We start from the raw sequence: 23,869 nt of genomic DNA, 5'->3' as shown, positions 1-23,869 counted from the left end.
GATTGCCGGGACGATGACTCTGCAAACCTGTCCGGAGCTTATGTGCTTAAGCTTCCTCAGGTGCCGCAGAAGGTCTGAAGCACCCGTTCTGCCGGCAATGGAGGATCCGCGTAAGGCGCAAAGGCCGGTTGATCCTGGTAAGGAGTTGCCAGCACCTTCAGCAACGCTTCGAACAGCGAGAAATCACCATCCTCGACCGCCGCCTCGATGGCCTGCTCGATTCGGTGATTGCGGGGAATGAAGGCCGGATTGACCTTGCGCATCGCTTCAGCTCGCTCTGCCGGCGCCTGCGGATCGCGAGCAAGTCGCTCGCGCCAGCGTTCGAGCCAAGGTGCCGCTGCTTGCGGGTCGTTGAACGCGGCGGCGAAATCGGTCACGTCCTCGTCTGGAGCGAGAGTCGCAAGTCGGCGGAAGGTGAGCGTAAAATCAGCGCCCTGCTGCTGCATCGTCGCCAGCAGCGACTGAATCAGGTCCAGATCGTCGTCCTCTTCGCTCGCAAGGCCGATCTTGGCGCGCATGCCGGCAAGCCAATAGGCCTGAAAGCGTTCGCCATAGGCTTTGATGACCGTGTTTGCCAGATCGATCGCCGCATCGACGGACGAGTCGATCAGCGGGATCAGCGTCTCGCCGAGGCGCGCAAGATTCCATTGGCCGATAGCTGGCTGATTGGCATAGGCATAGCGGCCGTTGCGGTCGATGGATGAGAACACGGTCGCCGGATCGTAGGCATCCATGAAGGCGCAGGGACCGAAATCGATCGTCTCGCCAGATACGGTCATATTGTCGGTGTTCATCACCCCATGGATGAAGCCGACATGGAGCCAGCGCGCGATCAATGAAGCTTGCCGATCGGCCACGGCTTCTAGCAGTGCAAGATAAGGGTTCTTGCGGTCTCTGATTTCCGGGTAATGCCTGGCAATGACGTGATCCGCCAGGGTCCGCACGCTCTCCGTATCGCCCCGCGCCGCAAAGAACTGGAAAGTGCCGACGCGGATATGGCTCGCCGCCACGCGGGTAAATACCGCACCGGGCAATACTTCCTCGCGATAGACAGGCTCGCCTGATGTCACGGCCGCGAGCGCCCGCGTCGTCGGAATGCCGAGCGCATGCATGGCCTCGCTGACGATATATTCGCGCAGAACCGGGCCAAGCGCGGCGCGTCCATCGCCGCGGCGGGAAAACGGCGTCGGTCCCGGACCCTTGAGCTGAATGTCCCGGCGCTTGCCGTTGCGATCCTTCACCTCGCCAAGCAGGATCGCGCGGCCATCGCCAAGCTGCGGAACGAAATTGCCGAACTGGTGGCCGGCATAGGCCATGGCGATCGGTTGCGATCCCGGCAGCAGCTCGTTGCCCGAAAAGATTGCCGCCGCATTTTGCTTCAGCGTCTCCACATCCAGCCCGAGTTCCCGTGCCAGCACCTCGTTGAACTTGATCAACTGCGGCGCAGCAACCGGCGTCGGCGCCTGGTCCGCAAAGAACTGCGGCGGCAGGCGCACGTAGCTGTTGTCGAAGGCGATCGGCGGCGCCCGAAGCGCGGTGTCATCGTGAAGAGGAGAGCTCATGCTCCTAAGGTAGGGCCGGTGCGTGGGAGGCGCAAGGCGGATATCGTAATCGGCTTTGCTGTTGCCGATTTCAAAGTCCGCTGTCCTCCAGCTCCCGTGCCATCTCCGCAAGCTTGCGCACCGTATTGAGATTTCTGGACGTGCCCGCCTTCAGGGCCGGCAGCTTCAGCTTCGAGCGTCCGGAGCCGTCGGGGTAATGCACGTAGATTTCGCGGCCGGCGATATGCACTTCCTCGCCCCCGGGTGCGACGAGCTTGGTGAGTGCATCTTCCGGTGCCGCCTCCTGTAGGAAAGTCACCAGCAGGTAGTTCGGCTTGGCGTGCGGGAAGGGCGAAGTATCAGCCGCCCTTTCTAGAGCCTCGCGGCTGCGTAGGATCACGCCCGGAGATTTGCCCATCTTAGCCGCCAGTGCCTTTTCAAGCCGAGCCTGCACCGTTGCCTCATCCTCCCCGGCGCGGAAGACCAAATTGCCGCTCTGAATATAGGTGCGCACATCCTTGAGGCCGATCTCTTCGCACAGTGCCTTGAGATCGGCCATGGACAGCATGCCGGTGCCGCCGACATTGACGGCACGTAGCAGGGCGACGAAGACGGTCATGGTTTCCTCCCGCCGTTCCGTTTACATCTTTTCAGCGACCTTGACGGCGAAGGCGTATTCGAACGCCACTTCCTCGAGCCGCTGGAAGCGGCCGGAAGCGCCGCCGTGGCCGGCATCCATGTTCGTCTTCAGGAGAATAGGCGCATTGCTGGTGGTTTTCTCACGCAGCTTGGCGACCCACTTGGCCGGTTCCCAATAGGTGACGCGCGGATCGGTGAGGCCGCCGAGCGCGAGGATCGGCGGGTAGGGCTTCTCGCCGACATTGTCGTAGGGACTATAGGCGGCGATCTGCTCGTACTCTTCCTTGCTTTCGATCGGATTGCCCCATTCCGGCCATTCCGGCGGCGTCAGCGGCAGGGTGTCGTCGAGCATGGTGTTGAGCACGTCGACGAAGGGCACGGCGGCGATGATGCCGGCGAATTTCTCCGGCGCCATGTTGGCGATGGCGCCCATCAGCATGCCGCCGGCCGATCCGCCCTCGGCGATGATCTTCGTGTAAGAGGTGAACTTCTCCTGATTCAAATAGTCGGCGGCTGCGATGAAGTCCTTGAAGGTATTGGTCTTCTTTTCCATCTTGCCGTCTTCGTACCAGGCAAAGCCCTTGTCCTTGCCGCCGCGGATATGGGCGATGGCATAGACGAAGCCACGGTCGGCGAGCGACAGGCAATTGGTGTTGAAGCCGGCCGGGATGGTAACGCCATAGGCGCCGTAACCATAGAGCAAGCAGGGGGCCGAGCCGTCGAGGGGCGTGTCCTTGCGATAAAGCAGCGTCACCGGCACGGTCTCGCCATCCCAAGCGGGTGCGAAGACGCGGCGCGTCACATAGTCTTCCGGATTGTGGCCAGATGGCACTTCCTGCGTTTTCAGCAGAGTGCGCTCGCGCGTCACCATATTGTAGTCGTAGAGCTGGCTCGGCGTCGTCATCGAGGAGTAGGAGAAGCGGATGACATCCGTATCGTATTCTGCCGCACCCTGCAGGCCGAGCGCATAGGCCTCCTCCTCGAAGGCGATCGCGTGTTCCTCGCCGGTACGACGGTCGCGGATGATGATGCGCGGCAGGCCGTCCTTGCGCTCCAGCCAGAGGAGATGGCGGGCATAGGCGAGATGGCTGAGGATCAGCGTGCCCGGCTTATGCGGCACGACTTCACGCCAGTTTTCCTTGCCTGGGTTCTTCGCCGGCGCTTCCATGATCTTGAAATCCTTGGCGTCACCGTCATTGGTGAGAATGTAGAAGACGTCGCCGCCTTCGCTGATCTCATATTCGATCTCGGTTTCGCGCTCGGCCACGATCTTGGGCTCGGCGGTCAGATCCGAGGTCGGGATGATGCGGTATTCGCTGGTCTCGTGATCGTGGATATCGATGAAGATGTAATCGTCGAGCAGCGAGCCGCCGACGCCCATGAAGAAGCCAGGATCCTCCTCCTCGTAGACGAGCCGGTCGTCCGACTGCGGCGTGCCTATGATGTGATGGAAGATCTTCGAGGGGCGATGGTTCTCGTCCTGATGCGTGTAGAAGAAGCTCTTGCCGTCGGGCGCCCATACGGCATCGCCGCCGGTATTCTCGATCACGTCGGGCAGATCTGCGCCGGTCTCGAAATTGCGGATCTTCAGCGTGAAATATTCAGAACCCTTGTCGTCATAGCCCCAGATGCCGAGGCTGTGATCGGAGGAATGATCGAGGCCCGAAAGACGGAAATAGGATTTTCCCTCATTCTCCTTGTCGCCATTCAGCAGCAGCTTGCGTTCGCCGCCGTTGCGCGGTTCGCGGAAGAAGTGGGGCTGCTCGCCGCCGGTGACGAAGAGCGTGCCGTAGGCATAGGGGCCATCCTTCATCGGTATCGAACTGTCGTCTTCCTTGATACGACCCTTCATTTCGCCGAAGAGAACCTTCTGCAGCTCTTTCGTGTCCGCCATCGCCGCGTTCATGTAGGTGTTCTCCGCCTCCAGATGCGACCGGATTTCCGGCGCCAGGATCGACGGGTCCTTGAACATGGCCTGCCAGTTGTCGGCCCGCAGCCACGCATAATCGTCGGTGCGGGTAATGCCGTGACGTGTATCGGTAAACGGCTTCTTCGGAGCGGCAGGCGGGGTGGGAAGATTCTTGAAAACTGACACGAGGGGCGCTTTCTCTGGAGTGAAAGTCGGATGTGAAGTGAAGAGAGAAATAGAGGGCAGCGACGTGAGGTTCAAGCGGCAAGTCTGTTCCTCAAGCTCCATGCAAGCAGCCGATATTAGTCTCCCTCGAATTGGCAGCTTGCGGGAGACCGCATCGGCGCTGCCTTGATGAGACCACATTCTTTCTCGAAGTCGGCATACAGTGCGTCGACACGAAGGCGGTCAGCCTTCTCCGATGGAGCGAACGCACTCAAATCCAAAACAATGCAAGGGACCGGTCTTCATGCTGAAACTCTTCGCCATCCTGATTCCATTGGCCAGTATTGCCACCTCCGCCTTCGCGGTCGATGCGGCTATCAAGAAGCAGTTGGAGAAGCTCGATCCCTCGGAACGAATGGAACAGGCGTGCGACGCAGAGGCCATGAAGCGGATCGGCACGGACAAGACGGGTTTCAAGCCGGACAAGGTGATCGCCTATACATTCGGCGATCCGGATATGCAGCCGGATGCCATGAATGCGCCCGGCGCCGTCTTTCGCAGCAAGGGTGACTGGTATCACCTCTCATATACGTGCGTGACCGGGCCGCAGCATATTCATGTCCGCGATCTGAGCTATCAGATCGGTGACAAGGTGCCGCGCGACGCCTGGCAGGAGCATTATCTTTACGATTGAGCGTCCGGGTGAGACACCAAGGGCCTCCGGACATCAATTCATGGCGGCCATGTTCTATCCTGAGCTAGCTCGCTGCCTTATCGCCGCCTCAGCGATTCCAAACGTGTCAGCTCCGACAGGATATGGTCCTGCACATCGGGCGGCTGCCGGCATACGGCATCCGTCAGGTCGCGCAGTGTCGCCCTGAGGCTGTGAAGCTGATCCACCAGGTCCATGACGACATCGACGCCCGGTTCATTGACACCCATCGCGCTGGCGAGATCGAGGATGAGCCGGCCGCGCGCAATGTCGGCTTCGCTAAAGTTGCGTCCCTCATCCGTGACCTCGGGCACGACCCAGCCCTGAGATATCCAGACTTCCAGCACCGTGGTTTCGATCCGGAGATGCAGCCGAAACTCGCTCTCGTTCATCGCTTATCCTCCCATGGTCTTTCTGGGATCTTGCGCCTTACCTGCCTCCCATTCGGAAACGAAGCGCGTCAGTTCGGGATCCGGCGCATCTGGAAGGACGATCTTCAGCGAGACATAGGCATCGCCATTGTCTTTGCCGCGGACAGGGGCACCCTTGCCCTTCAAACGCAGTACTTTGCCCGTATTGGAGTTCGGCGGCAGCGTCACCGTAACTGCGCCGGATGGCGTCGGAACCCGGATCTTGCCGCCAAGCACTGCCTCGCTCAGCGAAATCGGCACTTCCATCCGGATATCGTCGCCATCGCGAGTGTAGACGCTGTGCGGGCGGACACGCACCGCAATCAGTGCGTCTCCGGGCTTGCCGCCGTTGAAGCCTGGATCGCCCTTACCCTTCAGCCGAAGCGTCTGCCCATCACGTGTTCCCGGCGGGATTTGAACGTCCAGGGCGGGGCCGTCCGGCAGACTGATCTGCTTCTTGGCGCCGTTGATGGCGTCGAGAAAATCGACCTCCATCGTGTAATGACGGTCTTGACCCTGCATTTGCGATTGGCCCCGGCTGCGCCGCGAGAAGAAGCTGGAAAATATATCGTCGGCATCGCCGAAATCGGCAAAGCCGCCCGCATTCTGATAGGGACCGCGATGGCCTTCCTGTGCCGCATAATCACGGTAGTAGCTGCGCGGCGCCTGCTCGGCACCGCTGTTGTCGATTTCTCCGCGGTCGAATCGCACACGCTTCTCCTCGTCGCCGAGAATACCGTAGGCTGAGGAGACCTCCTTGAACTTGTCTTCGGCTTGCTTGTCGCCGGGGTTGAGGTCTGGATGCAGCTTCTTGGCAAGCTTGCGATAGGCGCTTTGAATATCCTTTTGCGGGGCGTCCCGCTTTACGCCCAAAACTTCATAGGGATCGCGACTCATACATGTCTCTCTTTGGGAGCACGGAAAAATATGCAGATAGTGTCACGCCAATCTCATATCAATCGTAGCATAGACGTGATGATGTTGAAGCCCGTTTCACGCCTGATGCATTTCCGATGTGAAATGGCATAATGCCGCCAGTCTGCCATATTTCCGGCGTGTTGCCGGATGATGGCGGGCATTGCGGCTGGGAATGGCATCATCTTCCTGCCGCCAGATTTCGTTTGCTTGATCGATCCGGTGGCCGCCTGATGAAACGTCTTTTGCTGACATCCATGCTCTTGTTTGCCGCAAAGCTTGCTTTTGCCGCCCAGCCGGAGCAGCCGCCTGCCGGTTGGCCGCAATTGCCGCCGAAGGCCCCGGTTTCGAAGGTCAAGCTCGTCGAGCCGCATCTGCACGTCGATCGTGCAGGCAAGGGCACACCCCGCATTGCGCTTACCTTCGATGCCTGCATGGGCAAGACGGATCCGCGCATCTTGAGCACGCTCGTCGATCAGCGCATCCCGGCAACCATCTTCGTCACCGCGCGCTGGCTTCGGACCAATCCGGACGCATTGAAGGTTTTCCTTGCCCATCCCGATCTCTTCGAACTGGAAAACCACGGGCAGAACCATATCCCGGCTGTCGATGTCCCGACCAAGGTCTATGGCATTGCCGCCGCCGGTTCGCCGCAGGCGGTTGCCCAGGAAGTTCAGGGCGGCGCCGATGCGATGACTGCCGCAGGCATCCCGCAGCCGCGCTGGTTCCGCGGCGCGACCGCGAAATACACACCCGCTGCCATCATGCAGATCCGCGGCATGGGCTATCGGATCGCCGGCTATTCGGTGAATGGCGACAGTGGGTCGCTGCTGCCGGCCAAGATGGTGGAAAAGCAATATGCCTCCGCGAGGGATGGCGATGTCATCATCTCCCATATCAATCAGCCGACGCACGCGGCGGGTGAGGGGGTAGCGGCCAGCATCCTAGCGCTAAAGGCAAAGGGCGTTAATTTCGTTCGCCTGCAGGATATCGCCGAAAAGGGCGATGACGACACGACGAACTGATCGCCAGATCGGCCGGAATATTTCCAGGAATAGTGCGCGGCACTTTTCCGTGCGGGGCGGCAAAAGACAATGCTCTAACCCGGCAATTGCGGCTGGGCTTTTTCCTCGATGAAAAGCTCGTCGATGACGGTCATGACGATCAAAGACAGTGGCAGGGCCAACATGGCGCCGACGGCGCCCCACATCCATGTCCAGAAGATGATGGCAAGGAAGACGACAAAGGGATTGAGCTCCAATTGACGTCCCATGACTGCGGGAAAGACGAGGTTTTCCACGGCCATATGCACCCCGAAGAAGGCTACGGCCGGTGCCAGACCGAAAATGATGTCCGAATGGGTGACGATGCCCGCGATCGCGAGCGAGAGCGTCATCGTGGTCACGCCAAGGAACGGAATGAAGCTGGATACGAAGGCGAAAACGCCCCAGAGAATCGGCACGCTCATGCCGCCGACATAGGCGATCACAGTCATCGCCACGCCGATCCCGACATAGATCAATGAAGCGGTCGCGAAGTAAAAGCCCAGCACCCGCTCCACGGCATTGATGATGCGGATCGCAGCCAGGCGGGATGCTCTCGTGGAAAAGGTCATAATGATCGTCTTGCGCAAGCTCACCCTGCCGGCGAGGAACAGCAGCAAGGCAGCAAAGAAGATCAGGATCTGTACGATTGCAGGCGTGAGGCTCGTGGATACGAGGTGCAGCACATTGCCGCTGTTTTCGAGCACGGTGCTGATCGAGACAGGGCTGCCCTGAAATGTTTCGGACGAGATATGCAGCCATTTGAAACGGCCGAGATAGGGCATCAGCCGGTCGGAGGTCCGTTGGACGAAATCGGGCAGCTCCTGTGCGAGCGTGGCCACAGGTCCGGCAAGCGCATTGACAATGAGGAAGATAACCAGCGCGACGCCCGATGAAAGGAGGACAGCGTTCAAAACGCGAGGCACGCCGAGCTTGCTGAGCTTTTCTGCCGCAAGCCCAAGAATCATGCCGACGACGACCGCAAGCGTCACCGGAATGAGGATCAGCGACATCATGTAGACGCCCGCCAAGGCGAATATGAGGAAGATGCCTATGATCGCCCAGGAGGCGGCGACATCAAGCCTGCTGCGCCTCGAGCCATGGGACATGTCGAAAATACTGTCCTCGCCGCCGTCATCGGCGGATGCATTGCGTTCCGCGTCGGGCCTGCCTTCGCGTATAATTGTTGCTTCCGATCGCTGCGTGACGAATTTATCGACTTCCATGCCCTGCGGGTTCCTGAAGGCACGATCGCCTCACCATTCAAACGCGGAAAGGCTTGTTCCGGTTCCGTAACGGGCATGAAGCGATAGCGAATAGAAGCAAATCAGGCGATCAGGTTCAGCCCAATGCCCCAGGGATCGCGCAGCGATATGCCACCATCACGTTTCTCGGTCTTGATTTCGTGCTTCTCCAGAGCCGCTGCTGCCTTGTCGAGCGCAGCCTTGTCGTTGAACCGCAGCGTATAGTCGGAAAGGCCGGTCATATGCTCGCTGCGCACGCCGGCACCCCGGCTGTTCCACGTATTGGCGCCGAGATGATGGTGGTAGCCGCCGGTGGCAAGGAAGGTCGCGCCCGGATAGCGCGCCGCCATGACCTTCATGCCGAGCACGTCGCGATAGAAGGCGTTCGCTTCGGCCACATCGCCGACCTGCAGGTGGATGTGGCCGATGGCCGAGCCCTCAGCCATGCCGTCCCAGCGATCCTGCGGAGCGCTTTCGTAGAGCTTCTGCAGATCGAGCCGGAGCGTAGCCATCTCGACCGTGCCGTCATCGTGAAACGTCCATTGCTCATGCGGCCGGTCGGCATAGATCTCGATGCCATTGCCTTCCGGGTCGGACAGGTAAATGGCTTCACTAACGATATGGTCCGAAGCGCCTTCCAGCACGACATTGTTTTGGGCGGCATGGCGAAGCCAGCGCGCCAGCTCGACGCGGCTCGGCATCAGGAAGGCGGTGTGAAACAGGCCGGCGGCCGTTGTCGGCGCACGCGTCGCGGCCCGATCCGTCGTCAGCGTCAGAAGGGGATGACCGGTGACGCCCAAAACCTCGCCGCTTGCCGTCTTCTCGATGACCTTCAGGCCAAGCATATCCTGGTAGAAGCGCGACACGAGCGGTAGATCGGTAACGACAAGATGGGATCCGCCGACATAGGCAGGACGGGTCAAGGCGTAGGAGGGGGCGGCTTCGGTCATGGGGTGAGTTCCAACCTCGATAATCTTGAAAAAGGCAACCGGCGTCGGCGGCAATGGCCGCCAGCGGCGGGCAGGAGGGTTTCGCCGGTTGATATGCCTCTTTGATCCCCTGGCCCGCTGTACTTGCACATTCATATGGCGGATTTCGATTGTTCACAGAAGGCCATAAATTGCGGATTGAGCGTTCGCTTTCCATTGACGGGGCGAGCAGGCCGGCGGCACGCCATTCACGAAGATTGATCGATGCGCGCGTTTGGCGCAGTTGCGTCCTCTTCGCTCCGGTGCAAGGATCGATGCGCTACGGAAACGGAACCGGATGAAATGACCGAGTACAGAGGCATCCGTTGGGCCTATGACCGATATGAGATTATCGCGGACGGCATCGTCAATGGTGTCGGCGTGGTCTTCGCGCTGATCGGCGCCACCGTATTGATCTTCTATGCGACGGTTTGGAGCTCCTACGGCGGTATCGCCGCCGCCTGGATCTATGGCGTCGGTCTGGTGCTGACGCTCGGGATGTCCTTCACCTACAATTTATGGCCCGTGTCCAGGACGAAATGGTTTCTCCGCCGCTTCGATCATTCCTTCATCTATGTCCTCATCGCCGCCACCTATACGCCTTTTCTGGAGCGGGGGGCCGAAGATCCGCTGCTTTTGGGCGTGCTGATCGCCGTCTGGGTCTTTGCGGCCTTCGGCATCATCCTGAAGGTCCTTTTCCCGGGACGCTTCGATCGACTGGCGATCCTGCTCTACCTTGCGATGGGCTGGAGTGGCATCCTCGTCGCCGAGCCCGTTTCCATGCATATCCCGTTTGCCTCGATGCTGCTCATCGTCATCGGCGGCGTGATCTATTCGCTCGGCGTGGTCTTTCACGTCTGGGAAAGGCTGCGTTTCCAGAACGCCATCTGGCATGGCTTCGTCGTTACCGCGGCCGCCGTACACTATTCTGCGGTGCTGACCTGTTTCAGCCTGTCGCCGGAAAATTTTTGACGATCTCGGCTGTGGGCGCGCATTTCTTCGTCGAACGCAGGCTGCGCACCAGGCGCATGACGACGGCGTCGTAGCGCTGCATATCAGCCTTTGAATAATCCATCTGGAAGAAGGCGGCGCCTCCGTTGCAGAGCGCGACCCCACGCACATAAACGATGCGCCCCTGCCTCGTGCCGGAAAAGCTGATGCCGCGCGAGTTCGATTTCGAATAGGAAATTTTCCAGCCCTGGTCCCTGGCGAGCGCCACGCGCCCATTCGCCTCCGAAATGAAATCGCCATTGGCGATCATCGTGCCGAAGACCTGCAGCGAAGCCGAGCGATCTGCCGGCGATAGCGAAAGCCGGTCGGTATCCTCGGAAGGAGCGGTAAGACGGAATTCCGACGGCAGCTCGATCGCATAGCCAAGACCTGCATTGTCATAGGACCACCAGTCCGCGGCAGAGACCGGGATGGTCGAAAGGAGCAGGAGGCTAATGACGCGGGTGAGCATTGCGGTTTCCGGGAGGCAGGGTCTGCAAACCGGTCAAGAGTAGCGCTTTTTTGAGCGCAATTTCCATAGCGGTTCAGAAAATACCGATAAATTAGCGCAAATTCATTACAACTTCATTGCGAGCCATGCAGTAATGACGGGAATTCGGCAATGATGCGACGTCCAAACCGGCATCGTGGGCTTCCGGACGATCCGTTATGTCCGGCAACCGCTAAGGCCGCTGGCAGCAAAAATCGATTTCAGTGGTTTAAGTCCGGTTTTCCCTCGGCAGGGCTTGAGGCCATGTGCCCTTTCGCCTATCCCTTCAAGACCGCTACGGCTTTGCCGGATTCTGCATAAACGTTCAGTTTGGGGGGAACATGGCCGCCGCCGCCGCGGGCCTGACATTCCTGGCTCTATGCCTGCCCTTTCTCGGTGCGCTGATCGCGCCGGTTGTCGTTCGGCGTTTGGGCCACGATGCGGCGTGGCTCCTGGCGCTGCTTCCCGGCTTCGCCTTCCTTCATTTTGCGAGCCTCCTTCCCACTGTCGCCGCCGGTCGCGTCCAGCTTGGCGGTTTCGATTGGGTGCCGAGCCTTGATCTTAGGTTTTCCTGGCTGATTGACGGCCTGTCGCTCACTTTCGCTCTGCTCATCACCGGCATCGGGACGCTGATCGTCCTCTATGCCGGCGGCTATCTGAAGGGGCATGTCGATCTCGGCCGATTCTTCTCGTTCATCTTTCTTTTCATGGGCTCGATGCTCGGGCTCGTGGTTTCGGACAGTTTCCTGACGCTCTTCGTCTTCTGGGAGTTGACCTCGATCACCTCCTTCCTGCTGATCGGCTTCGATCATCATCGGGAAGCGTCACGGCGGGCGGCGCTGCAGGCGCTCGTCGTCACTGGCGGCGGCGGGCTTCTGCTGCTGGCTGGCCTGCTGTTGATCTGGCAGGCGACCGGTATCGGCGCAATGTCTGATCTTCTGAAGGCCGGCGATATCATGCGCGCAAGCCCGTTCTATCTTGCAGCCCTCATTCTTATGCTCGGCGGCGCCTTTACCAAATCGGCGCAGTTCCCGTTTCACTTCTGGCTGCCGAATGCCATGGAAGCGCCGACCCCGGTCTCGGCCTATCTGCACTCCGCAACCATGGTAAAGGCAGGCGTCTACCTTCTCATGCGGCTCAATCCGGTCATGGGCGGGACAATGGCCTGGCAAACGATCCTGCCGGCCTTCGGCGCAGCGACACTGCTCGTCGGAACTCTACTTGCCATTCGCCAGACCGATCTGAAGCTGAAGCTTGCCTATACGACAGTCTCCTCGCTCGGCCTGCTCGTGATGCTCACCGGTTTCGGCACGGATTATGCCGTCGAGGCCGCCGTCCTCTATCTCGTCGCGCATTCGCTGTTCAAGGGCGCCCTGTTCATGGTCGCCGGCATCGTCGATCATGAAACCGGGACGCGCGATATCACCCGGCTTGGCGGCCTGCGTTCGGCCATGCCGCTGACCTTTGCAACCGCGCTTGCTGCGGCGGTGTCGATGGGTGGTCTGCCGCCGGCTTTCGGCTTCCTTGCTAAGGAAGAAATCTATGCCGCGCTCGCGCAGTCATCGCCGGCTGCGATCATCCTGACGGTCATCGCCGTGGCCGGCAATGCGCTGATGTTTGCCATCGCCTTTGCCGTGGCGTTGAAGCCGTTCATAGGGCCGCGCACCGAAACGCCTCACCAGCCGCATGAGGCGCCACCGTTGCTCTGGTTGGGGCCGGTGGTGCTCGCTCTTCTCGGCCTACTGTCGGCTTTGTTTTCGGCCCCTTGGCACGCGTATGTCTCTTCGCCAATGGCGAGCGCGGTCGGCGGCAAGCGATTGGAGATTTCGATCTCCTTGATCCCGCATATCGGCTTGCCTTTGGCGCTTTCGCTGGTCACCGTCCTGATCGGCGTCATCGTCTACTGGCAGCTCGATCGCGCCCGCTTCCTGATGTCCGTCGTGCTGCGCGCCCTCGGGCCTGGACCGGATCGCGGCTTCGACGGCTTCATTTCCGGCCTGGTGCGGCTGTCGCATGGCGTCTCCCGTCTCCTGCAGCCCGGCCGGCTGGAAATCTACGTCACCATCACCTTCCTCTGCCTGGCGGCAATGCTGCTGATTCCTCCTATGATCCACGGCGAACTGCCCGCCATGCCAGCCTGGCCGAACCTGCAATGGCATGAGGCGACGATCTTCCTGATCGCGGTCATCGGCGTTGCGGCGGTGGTCTTTGCGCGCGACCGGCTGACGGCGATCGTTTCGCTCGGCATCCAGGGCTTTGCCGTCGCCGTCATCTTCCTGCTGTTCGGCGCGCCGGATCTTTCCTTCACGCAGTTCATGGTCGAGACGCTTGCGGTGGTGATCCTGGCGCTTGTCATGACGCGCCTGCGGCTTTCGCCTTCCGATCGCCGGCCACCGCTCGCCAGGATCGCCCATGCCGTGCTTGCCACTGCCTGCGGCAGCGGCTTTGCACTCCTGCTGCTGAAGGTGACCCAGGCGCCGTTCGACCTGACGCTGACCGCCTTCTTCAATCAATATTCGAAGCTGATCGCGCATGGCGACAACGTGGTCAACGTCATCATCGTCGACTTCCGCGGCACGGATACGCTCGGCGAAATCGCCGTCGTCGCCATAACCGGTCTTGCGATCCTGGCGCTGATCCGTATCCGGGCGGGCGGCGAACGCAAACTGGCGACGAATGACCCTGATCTTGAGGAGAAGCTCGGTTTCGAGGAAGGGATGGAGGCCAAGCGCTCATGAATACGCTGATCTTCCGCACCGCCGCGCCGTTTTTGACGGCCCTGATGTTGCTCTTCTCCGTCTTCGTGCTGCTGCGCGGCCATAACGAGCCCGGTGGCGGCTTTATCGGCGGCCTGATCGCGGCTTCGGCGCTCGCGATCTATGGCATCGCCTGTGGTGTGACCGCGGTCCGGCGCGCGATTGTCTTCCATCCGCTGTCGATTGCCGGCTTTGGGCTGCTTGCGGCCACCATCGCAGGCATCCTGTCCTTGTTGGCTGGCGTGCCGTTCATGACGGGGCTGTGGATCTATCCGCATCTCTTCGGTGTCGAAGTGCCGCTTTCCACCGTCATGCTCTTCGACACAGGTGTCTATCTGGTCGTCGTCGGTGCCATCACCTCGATCGCGCTCGCGCTCGAAGAGCGGGAGGTGGATTGATGGAGGCCGTCTTCGCCGTCGTCGTCGGCATCTTCTTCACCGCTGCCATCTATCTCATGCTGTCGCGGTACTCGATCCGCATCATGCTCGGCATCGCGATCCTCGGTAATGCCGTCAACCTTCTGCTGTTCACGGCCGGCCGGGTCACGCCCGAAGTGCCGCCGATCATTCAGAAAGGCGTGGCCACGCTCGATCTTGCAGCCGCCAATCCGCTGCCGCAGGCCTTGATTCTGACCGCGATTGTCATCTCCTTCTCGTTCCTGGCTTTTCTGCTTGTCCTGACCTATCGGGCCTATCAGGCCTTGAAAACCGACGACACGGACGAAATGCGGCTCGCCGAACCGGAGGAGCGGCCGCTGCCGCCCTTGGGGTACTGACGCCATGGCCGGACCCACGGATACCGCAGTTGATCTCTCCCAAGCGCTGGTTGCCGCGCCGATACCGATGGGACATTGGCTCGTCATTTCGCCGATCGTCTTGTGCATCGGGCTCGGCGCGCTTCTTCTGATGCTGCGCAATCGCACCGAATGGCAGGCGGCGGTCGCCATTCCCGGCCTTGTGCTGCTGGTTCTGATCGATGCCGCCTTGCTTTATAGGGTCGTCAGCGACGGCGCCGTGACCATGGTCATGGGGCGATGGCTGCCGCCCTTCGGCATTGCCTTCACCGTCGATATTTTCGGCGCGCTCATGGCCTTGACGGCGGCGGTCGTCGCGCTCGCGGCAAGTTTCTATTCGCTTGGCGAAATCACCGGGAGCAGCCGGCGATATGGCTTCTTTCCATTCCTGATGCTGCTGCTGGCCGGCGTCAGCGGCGCTTTTCTGACAGGCGACGTCTTCAATCTCTACGTATGGTTCGAGGTCCTCCTGATCTCTTCCTTCGGCCTGCTGATCCTCGGCTCGGAGCCGGAGCAGATCGACGGCGCACTGAAATATGCCGTATTGAACCTCATCGCGACCACGCTCTTCCTCGTTTCTGTGGGTTATCTCTACGCTGTTTTCGGCACGCTCAACATGGCCGATATCGCGGTGAAGGTGCGGGCGGGTGACAGTAACGCGCCGCTGATGACGCTCGCCGGCCTGTTCCTGCTGGCTTTCGGTATGAAGGCCGCCGCCTTCCCGGTCAATTTCTGGCTTCCGGCTTCCTACCACACCCCGCGCATCACCGTTTCGGCTTTGTTTGCCGGCTTGCTGACCAAGGTGGGCATCTATGCGCTGATCCGGATTCTGGTCATGCTGTTGCCTGTCGAGCGGGCAGGGCTCGGCCCGCTTGTTACGATCATCGCCATCGTGACCATGCTTGTCGGGGTGATGGGTGCGCTGGGTGCAAATGATATCCGCCGAATGCTGGGCTACATCGTCATATCCGGCATCGGCACGATGCTGGCGGGCGTGGCTCTCGGCAGTGTCGACGGTCTCAGCGGAACGATCTTCTACGCCTTGCATTCGATGGTGTTGATGACGGCGCTTTACCTGATTGCCGGGCAGGCGGCGCATCTCGGCGGAGGCTTTTCATTGACAGTCCTTGGCGGCATCTATCGCCAAAACGGCTGGTTTGCCGGCCTCTCGCTGGTCCTGTTCTTCGCCATTAGCGGCCTGCCGCCATTTTCGGGCTTCTGGCCTAAGGTCGTACTCGTCAAGGCGGCGTTTGCGGCGGGGGCCTGGTGGCTCGCTGCGGCAATCCTTCTTGTTGGATTCCTGACGACCATCGTTTTCGGGCGGGTGTTTCTGCTTGCCTATTGGCGTTCCGCCGCAGCCAGCGCCACGGCGGAGCGGATGAAATGGCATGCCACGCTGCCGCTTCTTGGTCTGACCCTGCTTGTCGTGGGCTTCGGCTTGTTTCCGGAATGGCTCCTGCGCTTGACGCATGCGGCCGCTCTCGGCCTCGAGCAGCCGACGGCCTATCTGCAATCCGTCTTTCCGGCGGCGGGAGGCGCTCAATGATCCTGTTTATCTTCAACCTGCTGCTTGCCATTGTTTGGGTGGCCATCACTGGCAGCGCCTCTTTCCTCAACCTCCTGTTCGGCTTCGTCCTTGCGGCAGTTGCCCTATCGATCGTCCGGGCGTCCTATGGAGGCGGACTCTATCTGGGCCGGGTGCGCAAGATAATTTCGCTGTTGCTGCTGTTTCTGGGTGAGCTTGCCAAATCGGCCTGGGCGGTCGCCGCGGCGGTCATGAGCCCGAAGATCGACGTGAAGCCCGGGATCTTTGCATTTCCGCTGACGGTCGACCGTGATTTCGAAATCACTCTTCTTGCCAATCTTATCACGCTGACGCCCGGCACCCTATCCGTCGATGTTTCCGACGACCGTAAGATACTCTACGTGCACGCGCTCGATTGCTCCGATCCGGAGGCCATCCGGCGCAGTATCGCAGATGGTTTCGAACGCCGGATCATGGAGGCTTTCCGATGATCGCCGCATCCGTTGTTTCGGCCGGTGCCATGGTGGCGCTCGGCATTCTGAGCGTGGCGTTCCTGCTGACCGTCTATCGTGTCGTTGCCGGCCCGACATTGCCGGACAGGGTCCTGGCACTCGACATGCTGGTCGCGATCGCCATCGGCTTCATCGCTGTCATTGCCATCAAGACCGGGTTCACGCTGTATATCGATATCGCCATTTCGCTCGGTCTTGTCGGCTTTCTCGCCACCGTCGCCTTCGCGCGGTTTATCCTGACGCAGGCACAATCGAATGCGGCCGAACGGGTCGGCGCTGGGCAGAATGCCGACGTCATTGCTGAGCGCGGAAAGATACGAAGGCGCAAGCGAAAGAAGGGAGGCCGATAGTGGATATGCTTTGGGCCGTCATAGTAACGGCGCTTCTACTTTCGGGTGCGTTGTTCTCGCTTATCGCGGCGATTGGCATCGTGCGTCTACCCGATCTCTACAGTCGCATGCATGCCGCGTCGAAGGCGGGCACCGTCGGCTCCGGCCTGTTGTTACTTGCCGTCGGCATCCACTCGCAGGACATGGCGATTCTGGCGCGGGCATTGGCCGGGTTTGTTTTTTTCATCTTGACGGCGCCCATTGCGGCGCATCTTCTCGCGCGTGCGGCACACAAGGCAGGCCATCGGCTAACGCCGCCTTCGGTACGGGATGAACTCCTCGCAAGAGAGCAACTCGCAGTACGAGGATATAGAAAAAAGGGCTAACAAACGCGGAAATTGTTCTATTAGGAATAACTTTTCGCGTTATTAGTTACCTGCTTTTTAATAGATGAATTTTTTGCAAAGAAATGTAGGGATTAAAAACTGGACATTTGGGTAAAGAGTGCTAATTCAGATTCAAGTAGAGTTCTGATGTTAAGTTAGTCTCGACCGGGTTTAAGCTCTCGATGCTTTTATCTTTCTTTGATGAAACGCTGAGCAAAACTTTCTTCCGGTAAGCGATTAAAGATCGTTATCGCGGGTCACTAATTTTGATATCAGGCGGCAAGGGGCGGTTTTCTCTCGCATGAGGTCTAGGGGTGGATTTCATGCTGCGGGAAATTTGGCTTTATCCACCGTTTTCTTGCTGTCGACTGCTACGAATACGGGCAGTGCGTTCGCGCGGATTGCTCGGCGCTGGGAGATAGCGAAATCAACAGATTTCTTTAGCCGGGCGCAAAATTATTTAGCAACGTTGCGTCCTGCGTGCTCTTCGTAGGCGTGGACGCAGCAGGCAAGCCGATGAACAGGAGAACACAATGACAGATGCGGCCCTCGGCAACGGGCAGGAGTTACTGGTTGAACTGACTGCCGACATTGTTGCGGCCTATGTCAGTAACCATGTCGTACCGGTCAGCGACCTTCCGAATTTGATTTCCGACGTACATTCCGCCTTGAGCAGCACCTCGGCTCCGGCACCTGCCGTAACCGTGGTCGAAAAGCAGAAGCCGGCCGTATCCGTTCGTAAATCCGTACAGGATGACCAGATTACCTGCCTCGAATGTGGTGGCAGCTTCAAGTCTCTGAAGCGCCATCTCATGACTCATCACGGCCTCTCGCCGGAAGAATATCGTGAAAAGTGGGATCTCGCTGCCGATTACCCGATGGTAGCACCGGCTTATGCGGAAGCCCGTTCACGCCTTGCAAAGGAAATGGGCCTCGGCCAGCGCCGCAAGCGCGGCGCCCGCTAAGGGCTTCATGACAGACTGAAGATAATCCGGCTTTCGGGCCGGGTTATCTGCAATGATTGCTGGAAATCCAACCTACGCCGCGGTCCTGACCCGAGCCTCTTCGCGAATACGCTTGATCATCGAGCGCAATCCATTGGCGCGCTGCGAGGAGAGATGCTCCACCAGGCCGATCTTGCCGAAGACGTCGAGTGCGTCGAGAACGGCGATTTCCGAAGCCGGCTTTCCGGAATAGGTTGCAAGCACGATCGCCACCAGCCCACGCACGATATGTGCGTCTGAATCGCCTTCAAAGGTCAATATCGGATTGTCTGGATCGCCAGATGCATGCGTGACGAGCCAGACCTGGCTCGCACAGCCCTGCACCTTGTTTTCCAGCGTCCGCTTTTCCTCCGGCAGGTCGGGCAGCGCCTTGCCGAGCTCGATCACAAAGCGGTAGCGATCCTCCCATTCGTCCAGGAAGGAAAAGTCTTCGATGATCTTCTCAAGCGGTATCATTGCAGCAGTCCAAATTGTCCGTTGCCTTGGATATAGGCGAAACCATGCGTGATTTGAACCCGGGACAAGAAAGAACGCCGCTGCCCCTAAAAGGTCCGCGGCGCTGAAGTTGGGGCCAATGGAAGAAATGTCAGATATGTGGGCGCGGCATCGGCAGCGGAATAGAGGACGGCAGCTTGACCGTGCCGGTAACGACGACGTCAGCCGTTTCTGTACCAGTGATGCGCTTGGCCGGCATCGGCTGCGCCATGGCGGCAACCTGATCGGTGTTAGCGTGAGGCGTCGCGACATTGGCTTCGGCGGCAGACTGCTGATCCTTGAAGTGGCGGCCGAGCATATCGTAGGCGACGCGGGCGCCGTCGCCAACCTGATAGCCGAGCGCCGTCAGTGTTTCGCCGCCCTTAGCACATACATCCGGCTTCTCATTGCACATGGCGCCGACATATTGCACGACACCGGAGGCGGCTGAAATCGCATCGGAAACCTGTAGCGTCGTTTCACCTGCCGGCCGGGGAGCACCCTCGGGCTTTGCAAAGATCGGCAGGAACATGAGAACCAGCGAAAACCAGAACCCTGCTCTAATCAGAAACCACATCGCCTAGCCCATCCTCTCTGTCGATCGGCTCGATCGCCGATTCGGACTTGCCCGCCCGATCTGGTTCGAACCTACCCGGCAGAGGACAACAGCGCTTTTCAAAACTCGGCAGCATTTTCTGCAATTTTGATTCAAATTTTAGCTTTCCGACTTTGAAGAACACTTTGGTTCAAATTGTAGCAATTGATGTTAAGCATGTCTCGCCGGATGCCGTTGATATGCAGGGCTTTGCGGCGGCCGGCCTCGTCACAAAAGTTAACGCGCAGCGGAAATATGAATAAAATCCGTTGCTTACCTGCTGTTAACCACAAAAAGCAAAGGTCGCTCGTTCTGCGCCAAAACGGGATTTTGAAGGCTTTTCGGCCGCCCGGCCCGTTCCTTCTTTATTCTTTCCTTAAGCCGCCGGAGCCTATTGTGCAGTCCGATAAGTGACCGTTTTGACGGGTTGTAGCGTGCGCGTATTGAGTGACATTTCTGTCGGGGCTGAAGCTCTCGTGGACCGGGTAGGCCGAAGCTGGCTCTCCCGGACGAGCGGGAATGGCGAAGTCCGTGGGCAGGAACTGGCGATCCTGCGCCGACTTGCGCTCGCCTCTTCCGTCGCGCTGTTTGCTGTTCCGGCCGGCCTTTCCTTTATTACCAGTCCGGCCGTGGCGCTGCCTGCCGGTGTGGCCACAGTCTGCGCGGCCTTCCTCTTCTCGGCCGTCGGCAGCATCGCGCTGTCGCGCCAGCGGCCCGAATCTCGTCCGGCCGAGGCCGTTGTCGTCGAGCACCGCGACCTGATGCTGGAGTCGGCCTTCGGTCTCGTCCTGCTCTTCGATTCCCAAGGCAATGTGACGACGGTGGGTGGTCGTGACCGCGCAGAATTCCTGAGCTGGATGCGCGATCCCACCGGGCGTGGTTTCGTCGAGCAGATTCATGTCTCGGACAGAATCGTCTTCCTGCAGGCAATCGATGTGCTGCGCCAGGGCAGGGATGCCCATGGCGCCGATTTGCGGCTGGAGCGCTCCGCGGTCGTGGGTGGCGATCAGCAGTTCGTTCATGCGCGGATGGAATTGAGTGCACGCCGCGATGCCGAAGGGCATCTGACGGCGATCATCGGGCAATTGCGCGATATATCGCAGGACCAGCAGCTTCGCGATGATGCGGCGCGCAAGGCGGCCGAAGCGGAATCCGCCAACGACGCCAAGTCACGCTTCCTCGCTGCCGTCAGCCACGAGCTGCGCACGCCGCTCAACGCTATCCTGGGCTTCTCCGATATTCTGAGCGGCGAATATTTCGGCAAATTGGAAAATGACCGCCAGCGCGAATATGTCGGCTTGATCCGCCAGTCGGGCGCCCATCTTCTGTCTGTCGTCAATACCATGCTCGACATGAGCAAGATCGAGGCCGGCCGCTACGAACTGCTGCTCGAATCCTTCGCGATCGAAGACACCATTGCGACGTGCGAAGCAATGCTGGGACTGCAGGCGAAGGAGAAGGGGTTGACGCTGACAAGCCGTATCCAGCGCGGTCTCGGCGAGATCGTCGCTGACCAGCGGGCGATCCAGCAGATCCTCATCAACCTGGTCGGCAACGCCATCAAGTTTACCGATGCCGGCGGCGCGATCACCATTGACGCGGCGATGGCCGATGGCATGCTGAAATTGTCGATCGGAGACACGGGCATCGGCATTGCCAGCGAGCGCCTTGCCTCGCTCGGTCAGCCCTTCGTGCAGATCCAGAACGATTACACCCGTCGTTACGCCGGCACCGGCCTCGGTCTGTCGCTGGTCAAGGGCCTGGTCGGCCTGCACGGCGGAAACTTCTCGATCGCCAGCGCGCCGGGCGAGGGCACAGTCATTACCATCCTCATTCCGTTCGACGGCTCTGGTGCCGTGACGATGCAGCAGCCTGTGGATGTCAATCGCCCTGTCGATTTTCCGCCGCGCCTGAAACATATTGTGGAGATAGATGAAGGGCGAAATAAGGAACTGATGAATGGCCCCGCAAAAGCGAAAATCGCCTAAGGGAAGGGGGAAGGGCAGGCGCAAGCAGCCCGGCCTGGCTTCCCGTGGTGCGGTTGCCCTTGGCAGCCTGAGCCTGCGCGGCAGCACCGCGCTGGGCGGCCTTGGCCTTCGCGGTGCGGGTGCGCTCGCCGCTCTGATCGGCAGTGCTGTCGGCCGTCATCCCGCCATTGCTGGCGGCGTCGCGCTCTTCTTCGGGGTTTTCGGTTTCGTCACCGCCAACGCGCTCTGGTATCAGACGGGCGCGCATCCATCGCCCATATTGCGAACCCGTGATCCGGCGTCTCCCTATCAGATCCCCGGCCGCAAATCCTTTTTGCATGCACAGCAGGCCGACGCAGGCAATGTCACCACCTTCCGGATCGAGCGGCAGGATTCGGCGTCTGATCTCGCCCCGCCGTCGTCAACCGGCCAGGTCGCAGCACAATCGTCCAGCGCGCCGTCGAAACTCATTGCCGATATCCAGGGCGAACTTATCCGACACGGCCTTTATGACGGCGCCGTCGATGGAAAGCCGGGATCGCGCACGACATCGGCTATCCTTTTCTTCCAGGAGGCGTCGGGCCTCTCACAGACCGGCACGCCGACGCCGGAACTTCTCGCCGCCCTTAAGGCCAGCAATGCCGCAAACGCCCAGGCTGCAAGCTACAAAATGAATACGACAGCTGTTGTTCCCGCCGCACGCCCCGTCAATATTTCCGCTACGGCGGATGCGATCGACCCGGTTGCCGCCGCCATCCAGAATGCCGAGAAGAACATTAAGACCGGCGCCGTCGCGGCCAAGGCGACGCCCAGCGATGCGGTCAACATGGTCATGCAGATCCAGAAGGGCTTGAGCAACATCGCCTACAGCAACGTCAGCATCGACGGTGTTGCCGGAGAGCAGACGAAGGCAGCTATCCGGCGTTTCCAGAAGCACTATCGCTTGCCGGAGACCGGGGAGCCGAGCATGGCGGTCCTCAAGAAGCTGCAGGATATCGGCGCGCTTTGAGCGTGTCGTCCGAACGCTTATCCCTCGAGTTGGCACAATCGGGTAGGGGACGGCTTCGATTGCCTTGGCGGCCCGCCGTCGTTATAGCTCCCCTATGAGATTGCGCAGCGACATCTTTGTTTCCGCTCTTGTCCGCCGCCTGTTCGCCAGGGGCGATTTTGCTGCTGTGGAGCGCAAGGGCGAGGAGCAGGCAGGCGCGATCTTCATCCGCCAGCGTTTCCGCGACGGATTAGAGACCCTCTACGCGCCGGCACCGCAGAGCCTCTTCGATGAGGGGGAGAGCGGCACGCGGCTTTTCGAAATCCGCGTCGACCGCAGGGAGCCGCAAGAAATCCGCGAAACCCTTGATCGCGAGCTGAAGTTCGATCCCGATTTGTGGATCGTCGAGCTTGAGACGGACGATATCGGCGATATCGTCCCCTTGGCCGGTTTCCGCGCCAATCCGTTGGATTGAGCCGTCCTTATCGACGGTTCGCCACGCGTAACGCGCGCGTGGACGCCGAATTCGGCCCGAACAGCGGTGTTGCAGGACGATGGGAAGGTTTTTCCTGTGGCAGGTAGGTGTAGCTGTCGGCGCGGCGCCAGGCCTCGACGCGCGCCTGACTTTCCTCCGCATCGATATCATCGAGCACCAGCCATGCCCGGCTGACGCTGCCGTGCCGTTCGGCGAGGTGCGGATAGAAGCGCTCGAGCGAATAGACGGCATCGGCAATGCCCATGCCGAGGCTGACGAGCGTGACGGCGAGTTGTTGCCCCGAAGTGTCGAGCAGGATGCGTTCGGCGAGCCAGTAACTGGAGGAGAGGGCATCGGCGAGCGTCGTTGCGAACTGCACCGCATCGCGCTCGCGCGCAAAGCGGACGAGGAGTGCCTCCTGCGTCTCGCTGAGACTGCGCAGACCGAGTCTGTCGCTGTCGTCGCGGGTCAGATGGCGCGCAGCCTGTTTGATCTGCTGCCGCAGGATTTCCTCACGCGATTGCCGTTCGGTTTCTGACGTCTGGGCCTGCGATGAGACCATATCAACCGGCTGCTCCGCCACTGTCATACCGCGTTCCGGCTCTGCCTGATGCAGACCGACGAGCGCGTCTATGACTTTCGGGGACAGGGACGAGCGGCGGACGATCGCGCGCGCGTGGGCGGCCCCTTGCGTGCGGGCAATGGTGATAAGCGTTTCGTCATCGATCGCTTGCGAGCTTGTCAGGAAGGGAGCGGCGATCGCGATCGGCTGACAGCCGATGAACAGGGCAACGGCCTGCGGCACCGTTTCGCATTGGGAAAGGGCGGCAACTGCCTGTCGCTTCGCTTCGTCGGAGGATGCCTGGAAAACGGGGGTGAAAAGCTCCGCGAACTGTCGAAGCTCCGATTTGGACGGATGGCCCATGCCCTCGAAGCTGGTGATCGTCGCCATCAGAACCACGTCCTTCTTGCGGACAGTCGCAGGCTCTTCAAGGTCTCGAAACCGATCACGCACGCCAACACCCATACTGATACGCCG

At 60.1% G+C, this 23,869-nt stretch carries 25 protein-coding genes; 14 read left to right on the top strand and 11 right to left on the bottom strand.

What is annotated here, in order from left to right:
* Positions 1-56: 56 nt before the first annotated feature.
* From FHT73_RS07535 to FHT73_RS07525, 3 genes are all read right to left on the bottom strand, one after another.
* Positions 57-1,562, bottom strand: a complete 1,506-nt coding sequence (locus tag FHT73_RS07535) for a protein adenylyltransferase SelO (protein WP_183710679.1) — start codon at positions 1,560-1,562, stop codon at positions 57-59.
* 70 nt (positions 1,563-1,632) lie between these two features.
* Positions 1,633-2,160 carry a DUF1697 domain-containing protein gene (locus FHT73_RS07530; RefSeq protein WP_183710677.1) on the bottom strand — a complete coding sequence of 176 codons (528 nt, stop codon included), beginning with the start codon at positions 2,158-2,160 and terminating at the stop codon, positions 1,633-1,635.
* A gap of 21 nt (positions 2,161-2,181) precedes the next feature.
* A complete protein-coding gene (locus FHT73_RS07525) occupies positions 2,182-4,275 on the bottom strand; it encodes a S9 family peptidase (protein WP_112607548.1) in 2,094 nt (697 codons plus the stop codon).
* A 283-nt stretch (positions 4,276-4,558) separates the two neighbouring features.
* Between FHT73_RS07525 and FHT73_RS07520 the strand changes: the two genes are divergently transcribed.
* The gene (locus FHT73_RS07520) at positions 4,559-4,948 is read left to right on the top strand and encodes a DUF930 domain-containing protein (RefSeq protein ID WP_112335613.1); all 390 of its coding nucleotides are present in this window, start codon (positions 4,559-4,561) and stop codon (positions 4,946-4,948) included.
* Positions 4,949-5,025: 77 nt separating this feature from the next.
* On the opposite strand, the gene FHT73_RS07515 is transcribed toward FHT73_RS07520, so the two are convergent.
* Together FHT73_RS07515 and FHT73_RS07510 are read right to left on the bottom strand one after the other, a co-directional pair.
* Entirely contained in the window at positions 5,026-5,358 is a 333-nt protein-coding gene (locus FHT73_RS07515; protein WP_183710675.1) for a chaperone modulator CbpM, read from the bottom strand.
* A gap of 3 nt (positions 5,359-5,361) precedes the next feature.
* Positions 5,362-6,273: a DnaJ C-terminal domain-containing protein gene (locus FHT73_RS07510; RefSeq protein WP_183710673.1), complete on the bottom strand. Its 912-nt coding sequence runs from the start codon at positions 6,271-6,273 to the stop codon at positions 5,362-5,364.
* Between the two features lie 251 nt (positions 6,274-6,524).
* On the opposite strand from FHT73_RS07510, the gene FHT73_RS07505 reads away from it, so the two are divergent.
* Entirely contained in the window at positions 6,525-7,316 is a 792-nt protein-coding gene (locus FHT73_RS07505; protein ID WP_041677826.1) for a polysaccharide deacetylase family protein, read from the top strand.
* 74 nt (positions 7,317-7,390) lie between these two features.
* Here the strand turns inward: FHT73_RS07505 and FHT73_RS07500 are convergent, their stop codons facing one another.
* Positions 7,391-8,560 carry an AI-2E family transporter gene (locus FHT73_RS07500; protein WP_183710665.1) on the bottom strand — a complete coding sequence of 390 codons (1,170 nt, stop codon included), beginning with the start codon at positions 8,558-8,560 and terminating at the stop codon, positions 7,391-7,393.
* Between the two features lie 101 nt (positions 8,561-8,661).
* Positions 8,662-9,528, bottom strand: coding sequence for a VOC family protein (locus FHT73_RS07495; protein ID WP_112607540.1), 867 nt, complete (start codon positions 9,526-9,528; stop codon positions 8,662-8,664).
* Positions 9,529-9,849: 321 nt separating this feature from the next.
* Here FHT73_RS07495 and FHT73_RS07490 point away from each other — a divergent pair, with 321 nt between their 5' ends.
* A complete protein-coding gene (locus FHT73_RS07490) occupies positions 9,850-10,518 on the top strand; it encodes a hemolysin III family protein (RefSeq protein ID WP_183710663.1) in 669 nt (222 codons plus the stop codon).
* Here FHT73_RS07490 and FHT73_RS07485 read toward each other — a convergent pair.
* The gene (locus FHT73_RS07485) at positions 10,493-11,008 is read right to left on the bottom strand and encodes a hypothetical protein (RefSeq protein ID WP_112335619.1); all 516 of its coding nucleotides are present in this window, start codon (positions 11,006-11,008) and stop codon (positions 10,493-10,495) included. The two genes, FHT73_RS07490 and FHT73_RS07485, sit on opposite strands and share 26 nt — an antisense overlap.
* A gap of 359 nt (positions 11,009-11,367) precedes the next feature.
* Here FHT73_RS07485 and FHT73_RS07480 point away from each other — a divergent pair, with 359 nt between their 5' ends.
* The 8 genes from FHT73_RS07480 (at position 11,368) to FHT73_RS07445 (ending at position 18,292) form a co-directional block, all read left to right on the top strand.
* On the top strand, positions 11,368-13,764 hold the full coding sequence (locus FHT73_RS07480; protein WP_183710661.1) for a putative monovalent cation/H+ antiporter subunit A: 2,397 nt from the start codon (positions 11,368-11,370) through the stop codon (positions 13,762-13,764).
* Entirely contained in the window at positions 13,761-14,180 is a 420-nt protein-coding gene (locus tag FHT73_RS07475; RefSeq protein ID WP_112335621.1) for a Na+/H+ antiporter subunit B, read from the top strand. The genes FHT73_RS07480 and FHT73_RS07475 overlap by 4 nt, the downstream gene beginning before the upstream one ends.
* On the top strand, positions 14,180-14,557 hold the full coding sequence (locus FHT73_RS07470; RefSeq protein WP_183710660.1) for a Na+/H+ antiporter subunit C: 378 nt from the start codon (positions 14,180-14,182) through the stop codon (positions 14,555-14,557). The genes FHT73_RS07475 and FHT73_RS07470 overlap by 1 nt, the downstream gene beginning before the upstream one ends.
* Positions 14,558-14,561: 4 nt before the next feature.
* Positions 14,562-16,121: a Na+/H+ antiporter subunit D gene (locus FHT73_RS07465; RefSeq protein ID WP_183710658.1), complete on the top strand. Its 1,560-nt coding sequence runs from the start codon at positions 14,562-14,564 to the stop codon at positions 16,119-16,121.
* Positions 16,118-16,591, top strand: a complete 474-nt coding sequence (locus FHT73_RS07460) for a Na+/H+ antiporter subunit E (RefSeq protein WP_183710656.1) — start codon at positions 16,118-16,120, stop codon at positions 16,589-16,591. Before FHT73_RS07465 ends, FHT73_RS07460 begins: the two co-directional genes overlap by 4 nt.
* Entirely contained in the window at positions 16,588-16,962 is a 375-nt protein-coding gene (locus FHT73_RS07455; protein ID WP_112607528.1) for a cation:proton antiporter, read from the top strand. The genes FHT73_RS07460 and FHT73_RS07455 overlap by 4 nt, the downstream gene beginning before the upstream one ends.
* Positions 16,959-17,327 (top strand): monovalent cation/H(+) antiporter subunit G, encoded by a 369-nt coding sequence (gene mnhG, locus FHT73_RS07450; protein ID WP_183711121.1) that lies wholly within the window; start codon positions 16,959-16,961, stop codon positions 17,325-17,327. Before FHT73_RS07455 ends, mnhG begins: the two co-directional genes overlap by 4 nt.
* Before the next feature lie 533 nt (positions 17,328-17,860).
* Positions 17,861-18,292, top strand: a complete 432-nt coding sequence (locus FHT73_RS07445; RefSeq protein WP_015339209.1) for a MucR family transcriptional regulator — start codon at positions 17,861-17,863, stop codon at positions 18,290-18,292.
* A 72-nt stretch (positions 18,293-18,364) separates the two neighbouring features.
* Here the strand turns inward: FHT73_RS07445 and FHT73_RS07440 are convergent, their stop codons facing one another.
* Both FHT73_RS07440 and FHT73_RS07435 read right to left on the bottom strand, forming a co-directional pair.
* Entirely contained in the window at positions 18,365-18,787 is a 423-nt protein-coding gene (locus FHT73_RS07440) for a SufE family protein (protein WP_112607524.1), read from the bottom strand.
* Positions 18,788-18,917: 130 nt separating this feature from the next.
* Positions 18,918-19,382: a DUF5330 domain-containing protein gene (locus FHT73_RS07435; RefSeq protein WP_112607522.1), complete on the bottom strand. Its 465-nt coding sequence runs from the start codon at positions 19,380-19,382 to the stop codon at positions 18,918-18,920.
* A 452-nt stretch (positions 19,383-19,834) separates the two neighbouring features.
* Between FHT73_RS07435 and FHT73_RS07430 the strand changes: the two genes are divergently transcribed.
* The 3 genes from FHT73_RS07430 to FHT73_RS07420 all read left to right on the top strand — a co-directional run bounded on the left by FHT73_RS07430 (position 19,835) and on the right by FHT73_RS07420 (position 22,830).
* On the top strand, positions 19,835-21,388 hold the full coding sequence (locus FHT73_RS07430) for an ATP-binding protein (RefSeq protein ID WP_112607520.1): 1,554 nt from the start codon (positions 19,835-19,837) through the stop codon (positions 21,386-21,388).
* Positions 21,360-22,376, top strand: coding sequence for a peptidoglycan-binding protein (locus tag FHT73_RS07425; protein WP_112607518.1), 1,017 nt, complete (start codon positions 21,360-21,362; stop codon positions 22,374-22,376). Before FHT73_RS07430 ends, FHT73_RS07425 begins: the two co-directional genes overlap by 29 nt.
* Before the next feature lie 94 nt (positions 22,377-22,470).
* Positions 22,471-22,830 (top strand): DUF1491 family protein, encoded by a 360-nt coding sequence (locus FHT73_RS07420; RefSeq protein ID WP_112607516.1) that lies wholly within the window; start codon positions 22,471-22,473, stop codon positions 22,828-22,830.
* A 7-nt stretch (positions 22,831-22,837) separates the two neighbouring features.
* Here FHT73_RS07420 and FHT73_RS07415 read toward each other — a convergent pair whose 3' ends face one another.
* On the bottom strand, positions 22,838-23,845 hold the full coding sequence (locus FHT73_RS07415) for a DUF2336 domain-containing protein (RefSeq protein ID WP_348648121.1): 1,008 nt from the start codon (positions 23,843-23,845) through the stop codon (positions 22,838-22,840).
* Positions 23,846-23,869: the final 24 nt, after the last annotated feature.

It is taken from the genome of Rhizobium sp. BK098, assembly GCF_014193155.1.
Taxonomy (GTDB): Bacteria; Pseudomonadota; Alphaproteobacteria; order Rhizobiales; family Rhizobiaceae; genus Rhizobium.
This window is presented reverse-complemented; position numbering and strand designations above follow the sequence as displayed.